Consider the following 20388-nt stretch of genomic DNA (forward strand, 5'->3'; position numbering starts at 1 on the left):
ATCAGCCGATGGCGCCCGCTTGGCGCAACTTGAAGCGCTGGACCTTACCGCTCGGCGTCTTGGGCAGGTGCGGAACGAAGTGGACGACGCGCGGGTAGGCGTGCGCGGCGTACTTCTGCTTCACGAGCTTCTGGAGGTCCGCCTCGAGCGCATCGTCGCCGTGGACTCCCTCGCGCAGCACCACGAACGCTTCGAGGACCTCGCCGCGCAGTTCATCCGGAAGGCCTACCACGGCGGCTTCGATCACGTCGGGATGCATCACGAGCACCGACTCGACGTCGAACGGCCCGATGCGGTAACCGGCCATGATGATCACGTCGTCGTCGCGGGACGAGAAGAAGAAGAAGCCGTTCTCGTCGACCTTCCCGGCGTCGCCGGTCAGGTACCACCTGCCGTCCGCGCTGAACCGGCCGGCGGTCTTCTCCGGGGCGTCGACATAGCCGGTGAACCACACCAGCGGGCTCGCGTGCACGTCGATCGCGACGCGTCCGACCTCACCCGGCTCGGCCGGCTCGTCGCTGTCCTCGCGCAGCACCGTGCAGCTCCAGCCCGGCAGGGGCTTGCCCATCGACCGCGGCGGGGTGTCCTCGCGCAACTCGTCCGCCCACGCGTCGACGACGAACATGCCGTGTTCTGTCTGACCGTACTGGTCGCGGACCACAACGCCGAGGGTCTCCTCCGACCAGGCGAGGACGTCGGGGGTGAGAGGCTCCCCGGCCGAGGAGGCGCGTCGCAGCCGGACCTGCGGATGCTCCGCCGTGTCGGCCTTCAGGCTCCGGTAGACGGTCGGGGCCGCCGCGAAGTTGGTGACGCCGAAGGTGTCGAGGATCTTCCAGGTGAGCGCGGGCGAGAAGCCGGCGTGCAACAGGAGGCTGCGTCGACCGGCGGCGAGCGGCCCGAGCAGCGCGTAGTAGAGACCGTACGCCCATCCCGGATCGGCCGCGTTCCAGAAGACGTCGTCCTCGCGTACGTCGAGACCGAACTCCAGGTAGGCGTGGAAGGACGCCAGCGCCTTCACCGGGACGGGCACACCCTTGGGCGTGCCGGTCGTGCCGGAGGTGAACAGTTGGACCAGACGTCCTTCGGCGCCCACGGCGACCGCTTCGCCGCGGGGGTCATCGGCCGAGTGTGCGGCGAGCAGTTCGCCGAAGTCGCGGGCTCCGCGACCGGACGCGTCGGGATTCCCCTCACCGGCCACGACGACCTGCCACGGGACATCGGCGGGGATGTCGGTGCCGGCGGCAAGTTTGCCCGACTGGTCGCGGTCGGCCACGACCACCTTGGTGCCGCTGGCGTCGAGCCTGAAGGCGATCGCCGGCGGCGCGAAGGCGGTGAACAACGGCACGTGCACCGCGCCGCGACGCCAGATGCCGAGCACTGCCACGACCAGATCGGCAGACTTGCCCATGAGCGTCGCGACGTGGTCACCGGGTTCGACGCCGAGATCCGCCAGCGCCGAGGCGAAGCGGGCAGAGCGTTCCCGAAGCTCACCGTAGGTGAGGTCGGTGAAGCTCAGGTCGGCGTCGATGACAGTGAATGCCACCGCGTCGGCGGGATGGTCGTCGCACAGCAGTCGGGCTGCGCAGGCGTCCGTCGTGTCGTAACGCTCGAGCAGTGTCCGCACGCGGCTCGCTGTGTCGCCCATTGTGGTCCTTTCGTCCGTACCGGCCAGGGTGTTCGTGATCTGTGGAGCACACCCGTTCGCCGTCTATGATTCGAGTCACACCATGGTCCCCGATACCCCCGGAAAGGGGTGGCGTTCGTGTCGTCCTCCTCGTCGGCGCTGCTGCGTCCCCGTGACGGTGACGCCCTGCGCGGAGAACTCCGCCGCACCGCGGCGCAGGCTCAACTGCCGGTGGTCTTCGCCGGCGAGGTCCAGCAGGGATCGCTGCAGCTCAGCGAATTCTTCGGCACCCGCACCAACAGCCTGGCCGGAGTCGTGGTACCACCGCGGGCCGGTCTCGGCGGTCGCGTCCTCGCGGAGTCCCGGGTGGTGACGGTCTCGGACTACGGTCGCTCCGCGTCGATCACGCACCACTTCGACCGTCCCGTGCTGTACGAGGGCTTACGGTCCATCCTCGCCGTGCCGGTGCTCGTCGAGGGGAAGGCCCGCGCGGTGCTGTACGGCGCGGCCCGCGAGTGCGCCCCGGTCGGTGATCGCGCGGTGACGGCGTTCGCGCAGGCGGCGGCACGTCTCGCGCACGAGATCGCGGTCCGCGACGAAGTCGATCGGCGACTCGCGATGCTCGAGCGTTCGTCCGACGACCGCGATCCGGTCGCGACCGCGCAGGTCCGCGAGGTCCACGCCGAGCTACGGGTGCTCGCACAGGGCGCGACCGACCCGGCGCTCCAGGCGAAGCTCCGCTCGCTCTCCGACCGCCTCGCCGGAGTGCTCGACGGGACGCAGCCGGAAACGACGGAGGTCGTGCTGTCCCCGCGCGAGACCGACGTGCTGTCCCATGTGGCGCTCGGCTGCAGCAACGCCGAGATCGCCCAGCGCCTGTCGGTCGGTGCCGAGACGGTCAAGAGCTACCTGCGCAGCGCCATGAGCAAGCTCGACGTCCATTCCCGCCACGAGGCCGTCGTCGCCGCGCGAAAATCGGGTCTGCTGCCCTGATTCCGGTCGGGTCCCCTGCCCGGCGCGCGCGAGCGCCCTGTGCGGACAGTGGTGAGCGGAAGGGGACCCGCGATGACCGAGACGACCGCCTCACCCCAGCTCGTCCGCGTCCTCGGTCCGGGACTGCTCCTGCTGTTCGTCATCGGCGACATCCTGGGCACCGGCATCTACGCGCTCACCGGTGAGGTCGCGAACGAAGTCGGCGGCGTGGTGTGGCTTCCGTTCCTCGTCGCGTTCGCCGTCGCGGCGGTGACGGCGTTCAGTTATCTGGAGCTGGTCACGAAGTACCCGCGGGCGGCCGGAGCGGCGCTCTACACGCACAAGGCGTTCGGCGTGCACTTCCTGACCTTCCTGGTGGCCTTCGCGGTGATGTCCTCGGGGATCACGTCCGCGGCCACGGCCGCGCGGGCGTTCGCGGCGAACTTCGCCGAGGCCTTCGAACTCGACTTGGCCGGCACGGCCGGGATCACGGTGATCGCGGTGGTCTTCGTGCTCGTCCTGGCGGTGATCAACTTCCGCGGCGTCGGCGAGAGCGTGAAGACCAATGTCGTGCTCACCGTGGTGGAGTTGTGCGGCCTGTTGATCATTGTGGCGATCGGCATGTGGGCGTTGGGATTCGGTGGCGGCGATTTCTCGCGCGTCGTCGAGATCGATTCCGGCGACCGGTCCGTCTTCGCCGCGGTGGTCGCGGGGACGGCCCTGGCGTTCTTCGCGATGGTCGGATTCGAGGACTCGGTGAACATGGCCGAGGAGTGCAAGGAACCCACCAGGATCTTCCCCAGGATGCTGCTGCTGGGTCTGAGTCTTGCCGCACTGGTGTACGTGCTCGTGTCGATCACCGCGGTGGCGCTCGTCCCCCCCGACGAACTGGGGGCGGGTGAGACGCCGTTGCTGCGCGTGGTCGAGGTCGGTGCACCGGCGTTCCCGGTCGGAATCTTCGCGTTCGTCACGATGTTCGCCGTGGCCAACACCGCGCTGATCAACATGCTGATGGCGAGCCGACTGATCTACGGCATCGCCCGCGAAGGCGTGTTGCCACCTGGCCTGGGACGAGTCCACCCCACGCGCCGCACCCCCTACGTCGCGATCGTGTTCACGACGCTGCTCGCGATCGGTCTCGTGGTCTTCGTCGGCGGGGTCCCCGAGCTCGGTGGGACGACGGCTCTGCTCCTGCTGGGGGTCTTCGCGATCGTGAACGTCGCCGCCCTGGTTCTGCGGCGGGACCACGTCGAGCATCACCATTTCCGCGCACCGACGATCCTTCCGCTGCTGGGCACGGTCAGTTGCCTGTTCCTCGTCCTGCCGTGGGTCGATCGTCCGGTCACCCAGTACCGGACGGCCGGGGTCCTGCTCGGGATCGGTGTCGTGCTGTGGCTGGTGACCCGACTCGCGGGCCGGCACGACGGCCGGCCCACGGGTACGACGGATCCCGAGGAGAGCTGACATCACCAGGAGAGCAGGCGCCGCCCTGGGCGAAGCGGGAGACCGCGAGCAGCTCCGCGGTGGGCGCCGGAGCGAACCCGATCCGGCCCGGACATGAGTCAGGCTCCCTCGGCGTATTCGGGCGGCAGGGCGGCGAACATGTCACGCGTGACCGCGACCGCATTGTCGGAGCTGCCGCCGCGGACGACGAGCGTCGCGAACGCGAGATCACCGCGGTACCCGACGAACCACGAGTGCGACCCGCCTTCGACCTCGGCCTCACCGGTCTTGCCGTAGACGTCGCCCTGGTCCCGGATGCGATCGGCTGTGCCGCTGGTGATCACCAGCCGCATCATCTCGCGCAGACCCTCCACCGTCTCCGGCGTCACCGGCGGTGGTGCGCCGTCGACGACCGTCTCGCGCCCGGCGATGAGATACGGCACGGGGGTGCGGCCGGCAGCGACCGTCGCCGCGGTCAGCGCCATCCCGAACGGACTGACGACGACCTTGCCCTGACCGAAGCCGTCCTCGGTCCGTTCGACGAGATCCTCCGCGGGAGGAACCGAACCGGTGAAGGTGGGCATCCCGACCACCTCGTAGTCGACGCCGATCCCGAACTGCGAGGCGGCCACCGTCAACGCGTCCGGCTCCATCTCGGAGGCGAGCTTGGCGAACGAGGTGTTGCAGGATCGGGCGAACGCCGTGGCGAGAGAAACCGTTCCGAGCTCGAACTCGTTGTAGTTCGGCACGCTCCGCTCCCCGATGGTGATGCGGCCGGGGCACGGAACCATGGTGGTCGGGGTCGCACGCCCGGCGGAGATCGCCGCACCGGAGGTGACGATCTTGAACGTCGACCCCGGTGGGTACTGGCCGGCCAGCGCGACGGGCCCGTCACGGTCTGCGGCCTTGTTCTGGGCCACCGCCAGGACCGCGCCCGTGGACGCCTCGATCACCACCGTCATCGCCTGTTCGGTCCGCGCGTCGACGGCCGCCTGGGCCGCGAGCTGAAGGGGACGATCGAGGCTGACAGAGAACGACGGCACCGGCTTCGGCGGTGTCTCGGTGAGCACCCCGGTGTCTACGCCGTACTGGTTCACCACGACGACACTCCACCCCGCCGTGCCGTCGACCTCGTCGATGACGGTCTTCTTGATCTGCCCCACGAGATCGGGAGCGAAGCTGCGGTCGGTCGCGACGAGATCGGCCTGCTCGGTCACTACGACCCCGTCGATCCCGGCGAGGCGGGGGGCGACGCGTTCGTAGTCGTCCTCGCGCAGCCGCAGCACCGCACGCGGCCCGGACGCGGCCGTCACCGATTCCGCGATGGCCTGCGCGGTGAGCGAGGAGTCGAACTCCGAGAGTGTCGATGCGAGCCGACGTGCCGCACCGGCGACATCGGTGGCCTCCGACGCGTCGAACGCGATGCCGTAGACCGTGCCGGGGACGAGGATGTCGCTGCCGGCGTGCTCGTTGACCCGGGCGCGCGGTGCCGGGCTGCTGCGGAGCAGCATGGTCTGCCGTTCGCCGAGCTGCGGGTGCAGCGCGGACTTCGCCCACCGCACGACCCAGTCGTTCCCGCTGCGCCCCATATTGAGTTCACCGGCGTACTGCCACACCCGTTCCTTCGGCAGGTGCCATTCGTAGCTGTATCCCACGGTGGCGGAGTCGCCGCTGATCCGGGCGGATATGGTTGCGGCCGTGAGGGATTCTGCCTGCAACCCGTCCAGGACCTCCTGCATCGCGACGGCCGCGTCATCGGGACGGTCCGTGCGGGCCGCCGCGGAGTCCACGTCCTGTGCGGCGAACGAGTCGAGAAATGCCTGGGCGGCAGCCTCGGGCCCGGCCGGTCGCGGCGTGCATGCGACGGCCAGGCCGAGGAGCACGACAGTCGCCGACAACGCCGCGCCGATCCGGAGCGCGCGGGTGTACAGGGATGCCGGGGTGGCGCTTCGAGGTCTCATCGCCCGTCATCGTAGGCAGAACCGTCGGGAAATCAGTCGAGCAGCACCGTGGAGAACGTCGCGACCTGACGGAATCCTGCGCGGGCGTAAGCCCCGCGGGCCGGGGCGTTGAAGCTGTTGACGTAGAGGCTCGGCAGGCGACCGCTGCGGGCAACCGCGCACGCCACAGCGGCTGTACCGATCGTGCCGAGACCCGTGCCGCGGTGCGCCGGATCGACCCAGACGCCCTGGATCTGACCCACCGCGGACGACTGCGAGCCCACCTCCGCCTTGAACACGACCTGCCCGTTCTCGAAGCGCGCCCAGGCGCGTCCCGCCCCGATCAGACTCGCGACGCGACGCCGGTAGCCCGCACCGCCGTCACCGGTCCGTGGATCGATGCCGACCTCCTCGATGAACATCGAGATCGCGGCGGGCAGATACACATCGAGTTCGTCGGGCCGCACGAGCCGGACCTGCGGGTCGGGGTCCACGAGCGGTTCGCGGTCGAGAACGAGGAGCGGTTGCTCGGCGCGCACCTCGCGGGGAGCGCCCCACGCGGATTCGAGCCGCTCCCACATGGGCAGCGCGTACTCGGCGCGACCGACGATGGACGAACACAATCGCGGACCGCGACTCGCGCGTTCGGCGAACGCCTGGATGTCGTCCGGGCTGCCCAGCAACGGAATGAGGTTGGCACCCGAGAAGCACAGCGACGTCTCCGGTCCGCCGCGGCTCCACATCTCGCCGCCGACGGCACGTCCGTCGAGTCCGTACTCCTCGATGCGGCCGGCCACCATGCACGCGGCGACGGGGTCTCGGGCGAGCACCCGGAGCACCGCGGCGGTGTCACGTCCGCCCAACGACCGGACACCCAGAAGCTTGAGCACTCGCTCACCACCCGTCGACAAGCCGATACGACATCAGGGTGCCATGTCGGGCGGCAGCCTGGAAACCGGAGGCCCCGAAAGTGAGAGAAGCCCGCCCCGTGCGCCCCACCTGTATCAGCCGACCGACACCACGGGACCGCCGCCCGAGGCGTCACCTTCCATCTCGTCGGCGATCCGCATCGCTTCCTCGATGAGCGTCTCGACGATCTGCGCCTCGGGCACGGTCTTGATGACCTTGCCCTTGACGAAGATCTGGCCCTTGCCGTTTCCGGAAGCCACACCGAGGTCGGCCTCGCGGGCCTCCCCGGGGCCGTTGACGACGCAGCCCATCACCGCGACCCGCAACGGCACCTCCATGCCTTCGAGGCCGGCCGTGACCTCGTTCGCGAGCGAGTAGACGTCCACCTGAGCGCGGCCGCAGGACGGGCAGGAGACGATCTCGAGCTTGCGGGGACGCAGGTTCAGCGACTGCAGGATCTGCGTGCCGACCTTGATCTCCTCGGCGGGCGGCGCCGAGAGCGACACGCGGATCGTGTCGCCGATGCCCTCGCTCAGAAGCGCGCCGAAGGCCACAGCCGACTTGATGGTGCCCTGGAAAGCCGGACCGGCCTCGGTGACACCCAGATGCAGCGGGTAGTCGCACTGCGCGGCGAGCTGCCGGTAGGCCTCGACCATCACGACAGGGTCGTTGTGCTTGACGGAGATCTTGATGTCGCCGAAGCCGTGTTCCTCGAACAGGCCGGCCTCCCACAACGCCGACTCGACGAGTGCTTCCGGGGTGGCCCTGCCGTACTTGGCCATCAGGCGGGGATCGAGCGAACCGGCGTTCACGCCGATGCGGATGGGGATTCCGGCATCGCCGGCCGCCTTCGCGACCTCCTTGACGCGACCGTCGAACTCCTTGATGTTGCCGGGATTGACGCGCACGGCCGCACAGCCGGCGTCGATCGCGGCGAAGATGTACCGCGGCTGGAAGTGGATGTCGGCGATCACCGGGATCTTGCTCTTCTTCGCGATGATCGGGAGCGCGTCGGCGTCCTCCTGGCGCGGGCACGCGACACGCACGATGTCGCATCCGGACGCCGTGAGCTCGGCGATCTGCTGGAGAGTGGCGTTCACATCGTGCGTCTTCGTGGTGGTCATCGACTGCACGGACACCGGGTGATCGCTGCCGACACCGACATTTCCGACCATGAGCTGGCGGGTCTTGCGTCGGGGTGCGAGGACCGCAGGAATTTCGGGCATGCCCAATCCGACGGGGCTGGTCACAGTTCGCCTTCTTTCGTCGCTACTCGGCAAGTCTACCGGCGCAGATCAGAACAGCTTGATGGGGTTGACGATGTCTGCTGTGAGTGTGAGCACCATGTATGCCCCACCGACGACCACCGCCACATAGGTCAGCGGCAGCAGTTTCATGTAGTCCACGGGCGGGCCGACGGGCAGCCCGCGCAGGCCGCGCAGCCAATTTCGGGCCTTCTCGTAGATCGCGACGGCCATGTGTCCGCCGTCGAGGGGCAGCAACGGGAGGAGGTTGAACGCACCGAGGAAGAAGTTCAGCTGTGCGAGCAACAGCACGAACGATTCCCAGATGCCGCGCTCGGCGAACTGGCCACCGATGACACTGGCCCCGACGACGCTCACCGGGGTGTCGACCGCACGCTCTCCCCCGGTGACGGCCGTCCACAGGTCGGCGACCTTGCTCGGCAGGCTCACGAGTGCCTCGGCGGTACGGACCGCGAGGTAGCCGGTGAAGTCGAGGGTGGCGGGGATCGCTGTCAGCGGCGTGTACTCGATGATTCCCGGCTCACCACCGACACCGATCGCACCGACCGTCCGGGAGACGGGTTCGGCGTCGGGCGACTCGCTCTCGTACACCCAGCGTTGGACCTGCTGCACCGTGACCGGCACGGTGAGGGTCTCGTCGCCGCGCTCGACGGTGAACGGCACCGTGCCCGACAGCGGCTGCGTGGCCCGGACGAGGTCGCCGAACGTCTCGACGGGCTGCCCGTCCACCGCGACGATCACATCGCCCGGTTCGATGCCGGCCTGTTCGGCCGGACCGGGGCCCGAACAGTCGGCAGGGGTGTAGTCGGGCGGACCGTCCTGGGTCGGTGCGGCACAACCGACGGTGCCCACCACCGCGCGATTGTCGGTGTTGGGCAGTCCCGCGGTCGCAGCGAGGCCGTAGATGAGCACGATGCCGAGCAGGAAGTTCATCGCGATGCCGCCGGACATCACGACCAGACGCTTCCACGTCTTCTGCTTGTACATCGCGCGGTCGACCTCGTCGGGTGCGAGTTCGTCCAGGGCCGTCATGCCCGCGATGTCGCAGAACCCGCCGGCCGGAACGGCTTTGAGACCGTATTCGGTCTCACCGCGGCGGAACGCGAACACGCGCGGGCCGAAACCGATGTAGTAGCGACGGACCTTCATGCCCAGTTTCTGCGCCGTCCACATGTGGCCGGCCTCGTGCAGGGCGATGGAGATGGCGATGCCGAGGGCGAACACCACCACGCCCAGTGCGAACATCATGAGTGGCCGATCCTCCTATACGAGTGTGCGCGCCCGGTCGCGGGCCCAGCCGTCGGCGGCGAGCACGTCGTCCACGGTACTGGGTTCGGCGGACCACTCGTGTGCGTCGTTCAGCACGGCCTCGACGGTCTGCACGATCCGCGGGAACGACAGGTTTCCGGCGAGGAAGGCCTCCGCAGCCACTTCGTTGGCCGCGTTGTAGACGGCGGTGAGACATCCACCACCGGCACCCGCCTGGCGTGCGAGCCGCACCGCGGGGAATACGTCGTCGTCGAGGGGTTCGAACTCCCAGGTCGAGGCCGTCGAGAAGTCGAGTGACGGTGCGGCGTGCGGGACCCGGTGCGGCCAGCCGAGAGCCAACGCGATCGGCAGCTTCATGGACGGCGGCGATGCCTGGGCGAGCGTGGAACCGTCGACGAAGGTGACCATCGAGTGCACGATCGACTGCGGATGCACCGTCACGTCGATCCGGTCGTAGTCCACACCGAAGAGCAGGTGCGTCTCGATGAGTTCGAGTCCCTTGTTGACGAGCGTCGCCGAATTGAGGGTGTTCATCGGCCCCATCGACCAGGTGGGGTGAGCGCCGGCCTGCTCGGGCGTCACCGATTCGAGGCGGTCCGAAGCCCAGCCCCGGAACGGGCCGCCCGAGGCGGTGAGCACGAGACGCGCCACCTCGTCGCCGGTGCCACCACGCAGGCACTGCGCCAGCGCGGAGTGTTCCGAGTCGACGGGAACGATCTGGCCGGGTGCCGCCGCCGTCGTGACGAGCGATCCGCCCGCGACCAGCGACTCCTTGTTCGCCAACGCGAGTCGCGCACCGGTGCCGAGCGCCGCGAGGGTCGGTTCGAGACCGAGGGAGCCGACGAGGGCGTTGAGCACGACGTCCGCGTCGACCTCGCGCACGAGTTCGGTGACGGCGGCCGGGCCGCTCCGGACCGGCAGGTCGAGTCGTGCGGCGGAGTCGGGATCGGCCACGGCGACCTCGCGTACGCCGGTCGCGCGGATCTGCTCGGCGAGCAGGTCCGTCCTGCCGCCGCCGGCGGCGAGACCGACGACTTCGAAGTCGTCGGGGTTGGCGGCGATCACGTCGAGTGCCTGGGTACCGATGGAACCGGTGCTGCCCAGCAGGAGCACCCGGGTGCGGGAAGAAGATCGAGTGTCGGCCACGCGAGCATTGTTCCCCACGCACCTGAAGGGTTCCTGAACCGCCCGGTCTCCACACCCCGGGAGGCGCCACGTATGCCCCGCTTCGTACGACAGGGGGTCGTATGTCACGATAAGCAGCAACAGAAGCATCTGGTGAGCAGGAGGAAGCCGTGGCCGGTACCGAGTTGCAGTCCACTCGTAGTGATGTGGCGGCGGAAGTTCCGTCGGCCGAGTGGGGTTGGAGCGGGGAAGCCCCCAAGTTCTTCCGCGTCATGGCCCTGGTCGTCGCGGCGTTCCTGCTGCTGATGCTCATCGGCAACCACGAAGGGCACGTCGAGAGCCTGTACCTGATCGGTTCGGCAGCCCTGCTGATCTTCATCGTCGCGCGCGACGCGGTGCGCCGGCGCCGTCTGCGCTAGCCCACGAACGTACAGGGCCCGTCCGGAATTCTCCGGACGGGCCCTGTCATGTCTTCGGTGCCGCCTCAGCCTTCGGCGGCGAGCTGACCGCAGGCTGCCGCGATCTCCTGGCCACGCGTGTCGCGCACGGTGCACGAGACGCCCTGGGCTTGGACGCGGCGCACGAATTCACGTTCGACGTCCTTCGGGCTGGCATCCCACTCGCTGCCCGGTGTGGGGTTCAGTGGGATCAAGTTGACGTGCACGAGCGATCCGAGTGCCTTGTGGAGCTTCTTGCCGAGCATGTCGGCGCGCCACGGCTGGTCGTTGACGTCGCGGATGAGGGCGTATTCGATCGAGACCCGCCGGCCGGTCTTGTCGGCGTAGTACCGCGCCGCCTCGAGAACCTCGGCGACCGACCACCTGTTGTTGACCGGAACAAGGGTGTCGCGCAGTTCGTCGTCCGGGGTGTGCAGCGACACCGCGAGGGTGACGCTCAGACCTTCGTCGGCGAGGCGCCGGATCGCCGGCGCCAGTCCCACAGTGGAGACGGTGACCGACCGCTGCGACAGGCCGAGTCCTTCGGGGGCCGGTGAGGTGATGCGGCGCACCGCCGCGACCACCCGCTTGTAATTCGCGAGCGGCTCCCCCATGCCCATGAACACGACGTTCGACAACCGTCCCGGTCCACCGGCGACGTCACCGTCGCGCAGCGCCGCTGCCGCCGCACGCACCTGATCGACGATCTCCGCCGTGGACAGGTTGCGGTCGAGACCGCCCTGGCCGGTCGCGCAGAACGGGCACGCCATGCCGCAACCCGCCTGGCTCGAGATGCACAGCGTGGCGCGGTCGGGATACCGCATGAGCACGCTCTCGAGCAGGGTGCCGTCGTGGGCGCGCCACAGCGTCTTGCGGGTCTCACCTCCGTCGCACGCGATGTGCTTGACCGCGCTGAGCAGAGGCGGGAACAGCGACTGCCCCACCTTGTCGCGGACGGAGGCGGGCAGATCGGTCATCTTCGCCGGATCCGCCTCGAGCCGTCCGTAGTACTGCCGGGCGAGCTGGTCGGCGCGAAAGGCCGGCAGCCCCAGTTCGCGCACCGCATCGCGACGCTGATCTGCGTCGAGGTCGGCGAGATGGCGCGGCGGCAGACCACGCTTGGGTGCATCGAAGACCAGGGGCAGAGAAGAAGCCATAATCATCTATTGTCCCATGATCCGGGACGGATGGGTCCCGGCGTCGCTGTGATGCTCGCCCCCTTCGGAGCTCGGGATGCTCCTCCCCCTCCGGTATCGGTCCCCGATCGGTCCGCACATTCCGAGTCGCCCGGCCCCGGCGTGGGAATGCGGGAGGATGGACGTCATGACCGGTCTCGTCGCTCCCGAAGTCGCACGTTCGTGGTTGCTCGTTCCGGGCCGCTCCCCCGAACTCTTCGACGCCGCCGCCGGCTCTCCGGCCGATGCGGTGGTGCTCGACCTCGAAGACGCGGTACCGGCCGCAGCCAAACCAGCGGCCCGCGGCGACGTCGTCGCGTGGCTTCGCGGTGGCGGGCAGGCCTGGGTGCGCATCAACGACGCCACCACGTCGTTCTGGGCCGACGACCTCGCAGCGCTCTCCGGCCTCCCCGGCCTCCGGGGCGTGATGCTCGCCAAGGCCGAGAGCGGTCATCAGGTCGAGGCCACCGCCGACCGTCTGCCGGAGGGCACTCGCATCCTGGTGCTGATCGAGTCGGCGATGGGTCTGGAGGCGGTCCCCGAGATCGCCCGCGCGGAGGGCACCTTCCGCCTGGTCTTCGGCAGCGGCGACTTCCGGCGCGACACCGGCATGAGCGACAGCCCGATGGCGATGGCGTACGCCCGGTCGCGACTGGTGATCACGAGCCGCGCCGCACGCCTGCCCGGACCCATCGACGGCCCCACCCTCAGCGACGACCCCGAGGTGCTGAAACGCGAAGCCGAGCTGACCCGCTCGATGGGGATGACCGGCAAGTTGTGCATGACGGCCGAGCGCACGTCGTACGCGAACGTCGCACTGAGCCCGAACACCACGGATGTGGACTGGGCGGAGGGCGTGATCGATCGGCTCGGAGAGGACGGGCGCAACGTCCGCGACGGCAGCGACCTGCCGAACCTCGCGAAGGCGAAGAAGATCACCGAACTCGCGAGAATGTTCGGTATCGGCCGGTCGCACTGATAGGGGATCCTGTCGGCGTCACTGACAGCGGATCCTGTCGGCGGCACGCGAGCCGGATCCGGCTCAGCTCAGTTCGAGGCCGGCGGGTCTGCGGCGCACGTGCAGCCGGTAGCGGACGGTGAGCGTCGTGCCGGATGTCTCCCGGATCGCCCGGGCCGCGACCCGAGGTCCGAACTCGATGCCGAGCACACGTTCCAGCGTCGCACGGTCCGGGAACTCCCATCGGGTGTCGATCCGGCGCAGGTCGAAGCCCTGGGCGTGGAAGAACGCCTCGACCGTCACCGGGTCGTAGTGCGGCAGGTCGTCGCGCATCCAGTCGCCGTAGGGGTGGGCGGTGGCGTCGAGGTCGACGACGGCGAGCGCGCCACCCGGACGCAGCACGCGCATCGCCTCGAGGATGCCGGCGCCGCAACCGGGACCGAAGAAGTAGGCGGTGCGGGCGTGGACGAGGTCCACCGAGGCGTCGGGAACAGGCATGGCCGCGGCCGAACCTTCCGCCACCATGACCGAGGAGAGATCGCGGACGCGGACGCGTGCCGCAGCGACCAGCGGCGGATGCGGTTCGATCCCGGTCACTGTGCGCGCCTCGGCCGCGAACATCGGAAGGTGGAAACCCGAGCCGCACCCGACGTCGACGACGTCGCGACCGGTCCAGTCCACGACCTGACGCAGCGCCGCGTATACGGCACCACGGGGGTCCTGCGCGCGGTTCTCCTCCTCGTACACCTCGGGCCAGTGCCAGATGTTGGGGCTGGCGATCACCCCGCTCCCCGACTTCGGCGTACGGAGCTTCGACGAACGCACCATCGGGCGGCTACACGAAGGCCGTCAGGATCAGCCAGGTGACGAAGGCCGACGGCAGGATCGAGTCGAGCCGGTCCATGATGCCGCCGTGGCCGGGCAGCAGGGTACCCATGTCCTTGATCCCGAGATCGCGCTTGACCTGCGACTCGATCAGGTCACCCGCTGTGGCGGTGAGGACGAGCACCGCACCGAGCAGAACGCCGACCCACCACGGTCCGTCGAGCAGGAAGACGACGGTGAGGACGCCGGTGGCGATGCACGCCACGAGCGACCCGCCGAACCCCTCCCAGGACTTCTTCGGGCTGATCGCGGGCACCATCGGGTGCTTGCCGAACAGCACGCCGGCCGCGTAACCACCGATGTCCGACGCGACGCACACGAGCATCAGGCAGAACACACGCTGGGCGCCCTGATCCTCGAGGACCATGAGGGTCGCGAAGGACGCGAGCAGCGGTAGCCAGGCGGCGACGAAGACCGCGACCGCGGTGTCGCGCAGGTAGTTGCGTGGCTGCGCGACGAGGCCGTGATCGAACAGGCGCCACAGCATCGTCACCACGACCGTGCCCGCGAACGCACCCAGCACACCCGTTGTGCCGTACGGCCACCCGAGCCAGATCATCGCCTGGCCACCGGCCAGCAACGGCAGTCTGGGGACGAGCACGTCCGCCTCGCGCAGACGCTTGGTGACCTCCCAGGTCGCGATACCGATCGCGGCCGCGACCACCGCGAGCCAGGCCGTCGGCGCGAACAGCAGGATGCCGATAACGAGCGCACCCAGACCACCGCCGACCGCGAAGGCGGCGGGAAGGTTGCGTCCGGCCCGCGACGGCTTCTTCACCGGCTCCGACACGGGGTCGTTCGCCGGTGCCGGGTCTGCAGGGGTGGCACCGGAGTCGGCTCCGGCACCGAGTGGAAGCTGCGGGTCGGAGGACCCGTCGGCTCGACCCACTGTCAGACCTCCATCAGTTCGGCTTCCTTGTGCTTGATCAACTCGTCGATCTGACCGACGTACTTCGCGGTCGTCTTGTCGAGCTCCTTCTCGGCGCGGTTCACGTCGTCCTCACCGGCCTCGCCGTCCTTCTGGATGCGGCCGAGCTCCTCCATCGCCTTGCGGCGGACGTTGCGCACCGCCACCTTGGCGTCCTCGCCCTTGGCTTTGGCCTGCTTGACGAGTTCGCGGCGACGCTCCTCGGTCAGTTGCGGGACCGAGATGCGGATGATGTTGCCGTCATTGGAGGGGTTGACCCCGAGATCGGAGTTGCGGATCGCGGTCTCGATCGCGTTCAGCTGCGAGGCCTCGTACGGCTTGACGATGACCATGCGCGCTTCGGGAACATTGATGCTGGCGATCTGCGTGATCGGCGTGGGAGCCCCGTAGTAGTCGACGACGATGCGGTTGAACATGCCCGGGTTCGCACGACCGGTCCGAATGCCACCCAGATCGTCCCGCGCCACCGTGACGGCCTTCTCCATCTTCTCTTCGGCTTCGAAGAGGGCTTCATCGATCACGGCAGTTCCTCCATGTTCCGTTGTCCGTTCATGACCGTACGAGTGTTCCGATCTTCTCACCGGCGATGGCCCGAGCGATATTGCCCTTGGTCAGCAGATTGAAGACCATGATCGGCATGGCATTGTCCATGCACAGGCTGAAGGCGGTCGCGTCGGCGACCTTGAGGCCCTGTTCGATGACCTCGCGATGGGTGATCTCCTCGAACAGCACCGCATCGGGGTTGGTGCGCGGGTCGTCGGAGTAGACGCCGTCCACGGCCTTCGCCATGAGGACGACCTCGGCGCCGATCTCGAGGGCGCGCTGCGCGGCGGTGGTGTCGGTGGAGAAGTACGGCATACCCATGCCTGCACCGAAGATGACCACGCGCCCCTTCTCGAGGTGCCGGCGCGCACGCAGCGGCAGATAAGGCTCGGCGACCTGCCCCATCGTGATCGCCGTCTGCACGCGGGTGTCGATGCCTTCCTTCTCCAGGAAGTCCTGCAGTGCAAGGGAATTCATAACCGTGCCGAGCATGCCCATGTAATCGGACCGCGCACGTTCGAGACCGCGCTGCTGGAGCTCGGCGCCGCGGAAGAAGTTGCCGCCACCGATCACGACCGCGACCTCGGCGCCACTGCGCACGACCTCCGCGATCTGCTGGGCCACCGTCGTCACCACATCCGGGTCGAGTCCGACCTTGCCGCCGCCGAACATCTCGCCGCCGAGCTTGAGCAGTACCCGGCGGAATCCGGGCCGATCGTGGGCGTGGTCGGACATGACTCTCCTCTGGTTGCGCATGAATCGGCCCTTACCATCCTGCCTCATCCGACCGAGGGAACCGAGATCGGGCGGATCGACACGCCACACCTGTCACCGCGCGACACGCGCGGGCGCCTCCGGGCCCCGAGGCGGCGTGGCCCGACACACCTCGACCCCGCCGGTTGTGCACCGACGGGGTCGAGGAGTGGAAGTACTAGCTGGCGCCGACCTCGAAACGCACGAAGCGGGTGACGGTCGCACCGGCCTCGTCGAGGATCGCCTTGACGGTCTTCTTCGAGTCCGTCACCGACGCCTGCTCGAGGAGGACGACGTCCTTGAAGTAACCGTTGACACGGCCTTCGACGATCTTCGGCAGGGCCTGCTCCGGCTTGCCTTCGGCCTTGGCGGTCTCCTCGGCGATGCGACGCTCGTTGGCGACGACCTCCTCGGGAACCTCGTCGCGGCTGACGTACTTGGCCTTCAGCGCGGCGATCTGCATCGCGGCACCGCGAGCGGCCTCGGCAGCAGCGTCGCCCTCACCGGTGTACTCGACGAGCACGCCGACCGACGGCGGCAGGTCCGAAGCACGCTTGTGCAGGTAGACGGCAGTCTGGCCGTCGAACGCCGCGACGCGACGCAGTTCGAGCTTCTCGCCGATCTTTGCGGACAGCTCCTGGACGAGGGTGTCGACGGTCTTGCCGTCGGCCTCGACGGCCTTCAGTGCCTCGACGTCGTTCGAGCGGGCCTGCGCAGCAGCGGTGACGACCTTGTCGGCGAGAGCCTGGAACTCGTCGTTCTTGGCGACGAAGTCGGTCTCGGAGTTCAGCTCGACCAGAACGCCGTCCTTGGCGACGACGAGGCCCTCGGCGGTGGAGCGCTCGGCGCGCTTGCCCACGTCCTTGGCACCCTTGATGCGCAGCTGCTCGACGGCCTTGTCGAAGTCGCCGTCGTTGTCGGCGAGCGCGTTCTTGCAGTCCAGCATTCCGGAGCCGGTGAGCTCACGGAGACGCTTGACGTCGGCGGCGGTGTAGTTCGCCATGAAAGCGAGCCTCCTGTGTCTGTGGTGGAAAAGTCTCTGGGCGCAGCCTCGGCACCCGGATGGGCTCGGGCTGCGATGCGACGGCCCCGACCATGATCTTTCGATCGAGCGGTCGGGGCCGGGCAACGAATCAGGCCTCGGGGGCTGCGTCTGCGGCGGGGGCTGCGTCCGCTGCGGGCGCCTCGGCGTCTGCGGCGGGGGTGGCCTGCGCGAGCAGTTCCTGCTCCCACTCGGCGAGCGGCTCGGCACCGGCCTCGGGCTTGGCCTCGGCGTCGCCGCTCTTGCCGGCGCGGGCCTGCAGGCCCTCGGCAACCGCGGAAGCGACGACCTTGGTCAGCAGCGCCGCGGAGCGGATCGCGTCGTCGTTACCCGGGATCGGGTAGTCGACGAGGTCCGGATCGCAGTTGGTGTCGAGGATCGCGATGACCGGGATGTTCAGCTTGCGGGCCTCACCGACGGCGATGTGCTCCTTGTTGGTGTCGACGACCCAGATCGCCGACGGAACCTTCGCCATGTCGCGGATGCCGCCGAGGGTGCGCTCCAGCTTGTTCTTCTCACGCGTGAGCATGAGGATTTCCTTCTTGGTGCGTCCCTCGAAGCCGCCGGTCTGCTCCATCGACTCGAGCTCCTTCAGGCGCTGCAGGCGCTTGTGGACGGTCGAGAAGTTGGTGAGCATGCCGCCGAGCCAGCGCTGGTTCACGTAGGGCATGCCCACGCGGGTGGCCTCTTCGGCGATGGATTCCTGCGCCTGCTTCTTGGTGCCGACGAACAGCACGGTGCCACCGTGGGCGACGGTCTCCTTGACGAACTCGTACGCCTTGTCGATGTACGTCAGGGTCTGCTGCAGGTCGATGATGTAGATGCCGTTGCGGTCGGTGAAGATGAACCGCTTCATCTTCGGGTTCCAGCGACGGGTCTGGTGTCCGAAGTGGGCGCCGCTGTCGAGCAGCTGCCGCATAGTCACAACAGGCATGCCTGTTTCTCTCTTTCGTGTCGGTTTCCGCGGTAGATCTTGCGATCTCCGCCCTGGCGTCCACATGCCCGTCGAACCCTTGCGGGACCGGCGACGGTCATTTCCGGTGCGGCCCGAAGAAAACGGGTCGGTACCGATGCGCGGACGCGCGAAGTCGATCTGCGTATACAGACCGCCCGACAAGTGTACGCGGAGCGGGCGCGGATCCCTAACCGGGAGGCACCGGGCCTGTGGAGGGATCCGGGTTGTCCACAGATCGCAATGACCCCTGGTGCGCAGGGACTCCGATTCACGAGGCTGGCGACATGGTCCTCACCGCGCCCGCCCGGACACTCGCCGTCGTGCTCGTCGCACTTGCCACCCTCCCTGGCACCGGATCCGCCGACACCGGACGGTTCGTCTGGCCGCTCGATCCCCGTCCTGCCGTGAGCAGGCAGTTCGATCTCCCCGAGCAGAACTGGCTCCCTGGTCACCGCGGCGTCGACCTCGACGCACACGCGGGACAGACCGTCGTGGCCGCCGGTGACGGTGTCGTCGCGTTCGCCGGCACCGTGGCGGGGAAGCCCGCGGTCTCCATCGATCACGAGGGCGGCCTGCGCACCACCTACGAACCCGTCGATGCCTCGGTCACCGCCGGTCGCCGGGTGACGAGAGGCGATCCCATCGGCACCGTCGTCGCCGGCCACGAAGGATGCGCCTCCCCGGCATGTCTGCACTGGGGGCTGCGACGCGGACGCGACGACTACCTCGATCCGCTACCCCTCGTGCAGCGTCCGGTGATCCGGCTGCTGCCGGTATGACACCGGATGCCGCGCGGCCGACCCGGCTAGTGCACCGCGTGCCGGCCCGACAGGGCGGGGAAGTCGTCGGCGACCACCGCGGCCAGTTCGACAAATGCCGTGCGGGTCGCGGGCCGGAGCCGATCGAGATCGATCTCGGCGCCCTCGGCGAGATGCTCGTCGAACGGCAGCACCGTCACCGCGCGGCAGCGAGCGAGAAAATGGGCGGTCAACGCGTCCATGTCGATGCTCGTCGAACCCGGCCGGGGAGCACTGACGACCACGACCGTCCGTTCGACCAACGCGGAGTAGCCGTGCGCCTGCAGCCAGTCGAGTGTCGCGGCAGCACTGCGCGCCGCGTCGACCGCCGGCGACGCGACGAGCACCAGGGTGTTCGCCAGGTCCAGCACTCCGCGCATGACCGAGTGCATGATCCCGGTTCCGCAATCGGTGACGATGACGTTGTAGTAGACCTGCAGGATGCCGACGACGCGTCGGTAGTCCTCCTCGCTGAACGCTTCCGACGCAGCGGGATCACGTTCGCTCGCAAGCACTTCGAGCCGGCTCGGCGCCTGCGAGGTGTAAGCCCGCACATCCGAGTACCGGCGGATCCCCGACGCGTTCGCGAGCAGATCCCGCACCGTGGACGTGGTCTGCTGCGGGATCCGTTGAGCGAGGGTGCCGAAGTCCGGATTCGCGTCGACGGCGATGACACAGTCGCCACGCAACGATGCGAACGTCGATCCCAGCCCGACGGTCGTGGTGGTCTTCCCCACCCCGCCTTTCAAGGACAACACCGCGATCCGGTAGTCGCCCGGGATCGGCTGGCGGATCCGGGCCACGAGTTCCTCACGGCGCTCACTGCTTCCGCCGTCGAGCCTGCCCCCGGTAAGCCTGCCGACACTCTCCCGCCACCGCCCCGACGAACGTCGCGATCGTCGGACCAGCACTCCCGACGCGAGGTCGACATTCGACGGTTGATGGTCGAAGCGCTGCGCCGCGTACTGCGAGTCGTCGACCGCGGTGTCCGTCGGCAAGGGCACCGGATCGAGCACCGGTACCGGATGAGGATCGACAGGGGCGGGTTCCGGCTCCGCAGTCTCCTGGACCGACGCCTCCGGTGCCACGGACGCGGGCTCGGAACCCTCGTCCGTCGTGATCCGCGGCCGCAGCGCCATGCCGAGCGGTACGGAGGCCGTCATCCCGAGCTGAGCAGAAGGAGGCGCCGGAGTCGCACCGTCGCCGGGCGAAGTGGAGGAACCTGACGTCTCGGCGCCTCGGTCCGCGCGGCGGAAGCCGCGTCTCACCGCGTCGGTCTCGGATTCCGGCGGGTCCTGCAGCCAGGCGGGCACGGCAGGACTCGGATCGTTGCGTCTCATCTGTTCCCCCGATTCGATGGTGCCGGCG

At 68.7% G+C, this 20388-nt stretch carries 19 protein-coding genes; 5 read left to right on the forward strand and 14 right to left on the reverse strand.

Translation table 11 applies throughout. The annotated features are described in order from the left end of the window. Position 1: 1 nt before the first annotated feature. Positions 2 to 1645: an AMP-binding protein gene (locus tag GON09_RS08315; protein ID WP_213931388.1), complete on the reverse strand. Its 1644-nt coding sequence runs from the start codon at positions 1643 to 1645 to the stop codon at positions 2 to 4. A gap of 108 nt (positions 1646 to 1753) precedes the next feature. On the opposite strand from GON09_RS08315, the gene GON09_RS08320 reads away from it, so the two are divergent. Continuing rightward, entirely contained in the window at positions 1754 to 2617 is an 864-nt protein-coding gene (locus GON09_RS08320; RefSeq protein ID WP_213931389.1) for a LuxR C-terminal-related transcriptional regulator, read from the forward strand. 72 nt (positions 2618 to 2689) lie between these two features. Beyond that, entirely contained in the window at positions 2690 to 4060 is a 1371-nt protein-coding gene (locus tag GON09_RS08325; protein ID WP_213931390.1) for an APC family permease, read from the forward strand. A gap of 98 nt (positions 4061 to 4158) precedes the next feature. Here GON09_RS08325 and GON09_RS08330 read toward each other — a convergent pair whose 3' ends face one another. The 5 genes from GON09_RS08330 to dxr form a co-directional block, all read right to left on the reverse strand. Continuing rightward, positions 4159 to 5937: a penicillin-binding transpeptidase domain-containing protein gene (locus tag GON09_RS08330; protein WP_213934354.1), complete on the reverse strand. Its 1779-nt coding sequence runs from the start codon at positions 5935 to 5937 to the stop codon at positions 4159 to 4161. Positions 5938 to 6032: 95 nt separating this feature from the next. Then, positions 6033 to 6869, reverse strand: coding sequence for a GNAT family N-acetyltransferase (locus tag GON09_RS08335; protein ID WP_213931391.1), 837 nt, complete (start codon positions 6867 to 6869; stop codon positions 6033 to 6035). A 114-nt stretch (positions 6870 to 6983) separates the two neighbouring features. Continuing rightward, complete coding sequence (ispG, locus tag GON09_RS08340; protein ID WP_213931392.1) at positions 6984 to 8138, reverse strand: flavodoxin-dependent (E)-4-hydroxy-3-methylbut-2-enyl-diphosphate synthase; 1155 nt, start codon at positions 8136 to 8138, stop codon at positions 6984 to 6986. Positions 8139 to 8183: 45 nt separating this feature from the next. Then, positions 8184 to 9401, reverse strand: a complete 1218-nt coding sequence (locus GON09_RS08345; protein ID WP_213931393.1) for a M50 family metallopeptidase — start codon at positions 9399 to 9401, stop codon at positions 8184 to 8186. A gap of 15 nt (positions 9402 to 9416) precedes the next feature. Then, positions 9417 to 10568 (reverse strand): 1-deoxy-D-xylulose-5-phosphate reductoisomerase, encoded by a 1152-nt coding sequence (gene dxr / locus GON09_RS08350; RefSeq protein ID WP_213931394.1) that lies wholly within the window; start codon positions 10566 to 10568, stop codon positions 9417 to 9419. Positions 10569 to 10717: 149 nt separating this feature from the next. On the opposite strand from dxr, the gene GON09_RS08355 reads away from it, so the two are divergent. Next, complete coding sequence (locus tag GON09_RS08355) at positions 10718 to 10966, forward strand: DUF2631 domain-containing protein (RefSeq protein ID WP_213931395.1); 249 nt, start codon at positions 10718 to 10720, stop codon at positions 10964 to 10966. Positions 10967 to 11031: 65 nt separating this feature from the next. Here the strand turns inward: GON09_RS08355 and rlmN are convergent, their stop codons facing one another. Continuing rightward, positions 11032 to 12141, reverse strand: a complete 1110-nt coding sequence (gene rlmN / locus GON09_RS08360; protein WP_213931396.1) for a 23S rRNA (adenine(2503)-C(2))-methyltransferase RlmN — start codon at positions 12139 to 12141, stop codon at positions 11032 to 11034. A 157-nt stretch (positions 12142 to 12298) separates the two neighbouring features. On the opposite strand from rlmN, the gene GON09_RS08365 reads away from it, so the two are divergent. Next, positions 12299 to 13138: an HpcH/HpaI aldolase/citrate lyase family protein gene (locus tag GON09_RS08365; protein WP_213931397.1), complete on the forward strand. Its 840-nt coding sequence runs from the start codon at positions 12299 to 12301 to the stop codon at positions 13136 to 13138. Between the two features lie 63 nt (positions 13139 to 13201). Here GON09_RS08365 and GON09_RS08370 read toward each other — a convergent pair whose 3' ends face one another. From GON09_RS08370 to rpsB, 6 genes are all read right to left on the reverse strand, one after another. Continuing rightward, positions 13202 to 13945, reverse strand: a complete 744-nt coding sequence (locus tag GON09_RS08370) for a class I SAM-dependent methyltransferase (protein WP_213931398.1) — start codon at positions 13943 to 13945, stop codon at positions 13202 to 13204. A 7-nt stretch (positions 13946 to 13952) separates the two neighbouring features. Next, positions 13953 to 14891 (reverse strand): phosphatidate cytidylyltransferase, encoded by a 939-nt coding sequence (locus GON09_RS08375; protein ID WP_213931399.1) that lies wholly within the window; start codon positions 14889 to 14891, stop codon positions 13953 to 13955. A 2-nt stretch (positions 14892 to 14893) separates the two neighbouring features. Continuing rightward, positions 14894 to 15451, reverse strand: coding sequence for a ribosome recycling factor (gene frr / locus GON09_RS08380; protein ID WP_213931400.1), 558 nt, complete (start codon positions 15449 to 15451; stop codon positions 14894 to 14896). Positions 15452 to 15479: 28 nt separating this feature from the next. Continuing rightward, on the reverse strand, positions 15480 to 16208 hold the full coding sequence (gene pyrH, locus GON09_RS08385; protein ID WP_213931401.1) for a UMP kinase: 729 nt from the start codon (positions 16206 to 16208) through the stop codon (positions 15480 to 15482). A 196-nt stretch (positions 16209 to 16404) separates the two neighbouring features. Next, positions 16405 to 17229: a translation elongation factor Ts gene (gene tsf / locus GON09_RS08390; protein WP_213931402.1), complete on the reverse strand. Its 825-nt coding sequence runs from the start codon at positions 17227 to 17229 to the stop codon at positions 16405 to 16407. Between the two features lie 130 nt (positions 17230 to 17359). Then, complete coding sequence (gene rpsB, locus GON09_RS08395; protein WP_026003585.1) at positions 17360 to 18202, reverse strand: 30S ribosomal protein S2; 843 nt, start codon at positions 18200 to 18202, stop codon at positions 17360 to 17362. Positions 18203 to 18507: 305 nt separating this feature from the next. On the opposite strand from rpsB, the gene GON09_RS08400 reads away from it, so the two are divergent. Then, complete coding sequence (locus GON09_RS08400; RefSeq protein ID WP_213931403.1) at positions 18508 to 19002, forward strand: M23 family metallopeptidase; 495 nt, start codon at positions 18508 to 18510, stop codon at positions 19000 to 19002. A gap of 26 nt (positions 19003 to 19028) precedes the next feature. Here GON09_RS08400 and GON09_RS08405 read toward each other — a convergent pair whose 3' ends face one another. Beyond that, positions 19029 to 20360 (reverse strand): MinD/ParA family ATP-binding protein, encoded by a 1332-nt coding sequence (locus GON09_RS08405; protein WP_244865445.1) that lies wholly within the window; start codon positions 20358 to 20360, stop codon positions 19029 to 19031. Between the last annotated feature and the right edge of the window lie 28 nt (positions 20361 to 20388).

Source organism: Rhodococcus sp. B50, from assembly GCF_013602415.1.
Classification (GTDB): Bacteria; Actinomycetota; Actinomycetes; order Mycobacteriales; family Mycobacteriaceae; genus Rhodococcus.

What these genes read in the sequence shown, in the direction of transcription:
- GON09_RS08315 (WP_213931388.1), bottom strand. Translation starts at nt 1,645, where the DNA reads ATGGGCGACACAGCGAGCCGCGTGCGGACACTGCTCGAGCGTTACGAC.
- GON09_RS08325 (WP_213931390.1), top strand. Translation starts at nt 2,690, where the DNA reads ATGACCGAGACGACCGCCTCACCCCAGCTCGTCCGCGTCCTCGGTCCG.
- GON09_RS08345 (WP_213931393.1), bottom strand. Translation starts at nt 9,401, where the DNA reads ATGATGTTCGCACTGGGCGTGGTGGTGTTCGCCCTCGGCATCGCCATC.
- rlmN (WP_213931396.1), bottom strand. Translation starts at nt 12,141, where the DNA reads ATGGCTTCTTCTCTGCCCCTGGTCTTCGATGCACCCAAGCGTGGTCTG.
- GON09_RS08365 (WP_213931397.1), top strand. Translation starts at nt 12,299, where the DNA reads ATGGACGTCATGACCGGTCTCGTCGCTCCCGAAGTCGCACGTTCGTGG.
- GON09_RS08370 (WP_213931398.1), bottom strand. Translation starts at nt 13,945, where the DNA reads ATGGTGCGTTCGTCGAAGCTCCGTACGCCGAAGTCGGGGAGCGGGGTG.
- pyrH (WP_213931401.1), bottom strand. Translation starts at nt 16,208, where the DNA reads ATGTCCGACCACGCCCACGATCGGCCCGGATTCCGCCGGGTACTGCTC.
- tsf (WP_213931402.1), bottom strand. Translation starts at nt 17,229, where the DNA reads ATGGCGAACTACACCGCCGCCGACGTCAAGCGTCTCCGTGAGCTCACC.
- rpsB (WP_026003585.1), bottom strand. Translation starts at nt 18,202, where the DNA reads ATGCCTGTTGTGACTATGCGGCAGCTGCTCGACAGCGGCGCCCACTTC.
- GON09_RS08400 (WP_213931403.1), top strand. Translation starts at nt 18,508, where the DNA reads ATGGTCCTCACCGCGCCCGCCCGGACACTCGCCGTCGTGCTCGTCGCA.
- GON09_RS08405 (WP_244865445.1), bottom strand. Translation starts at nt 20,360, where the DNA reads ATGAGACGCAACGATCCGAGTCCTGCCGTGCCCGCCTGGCTGCAGGAC.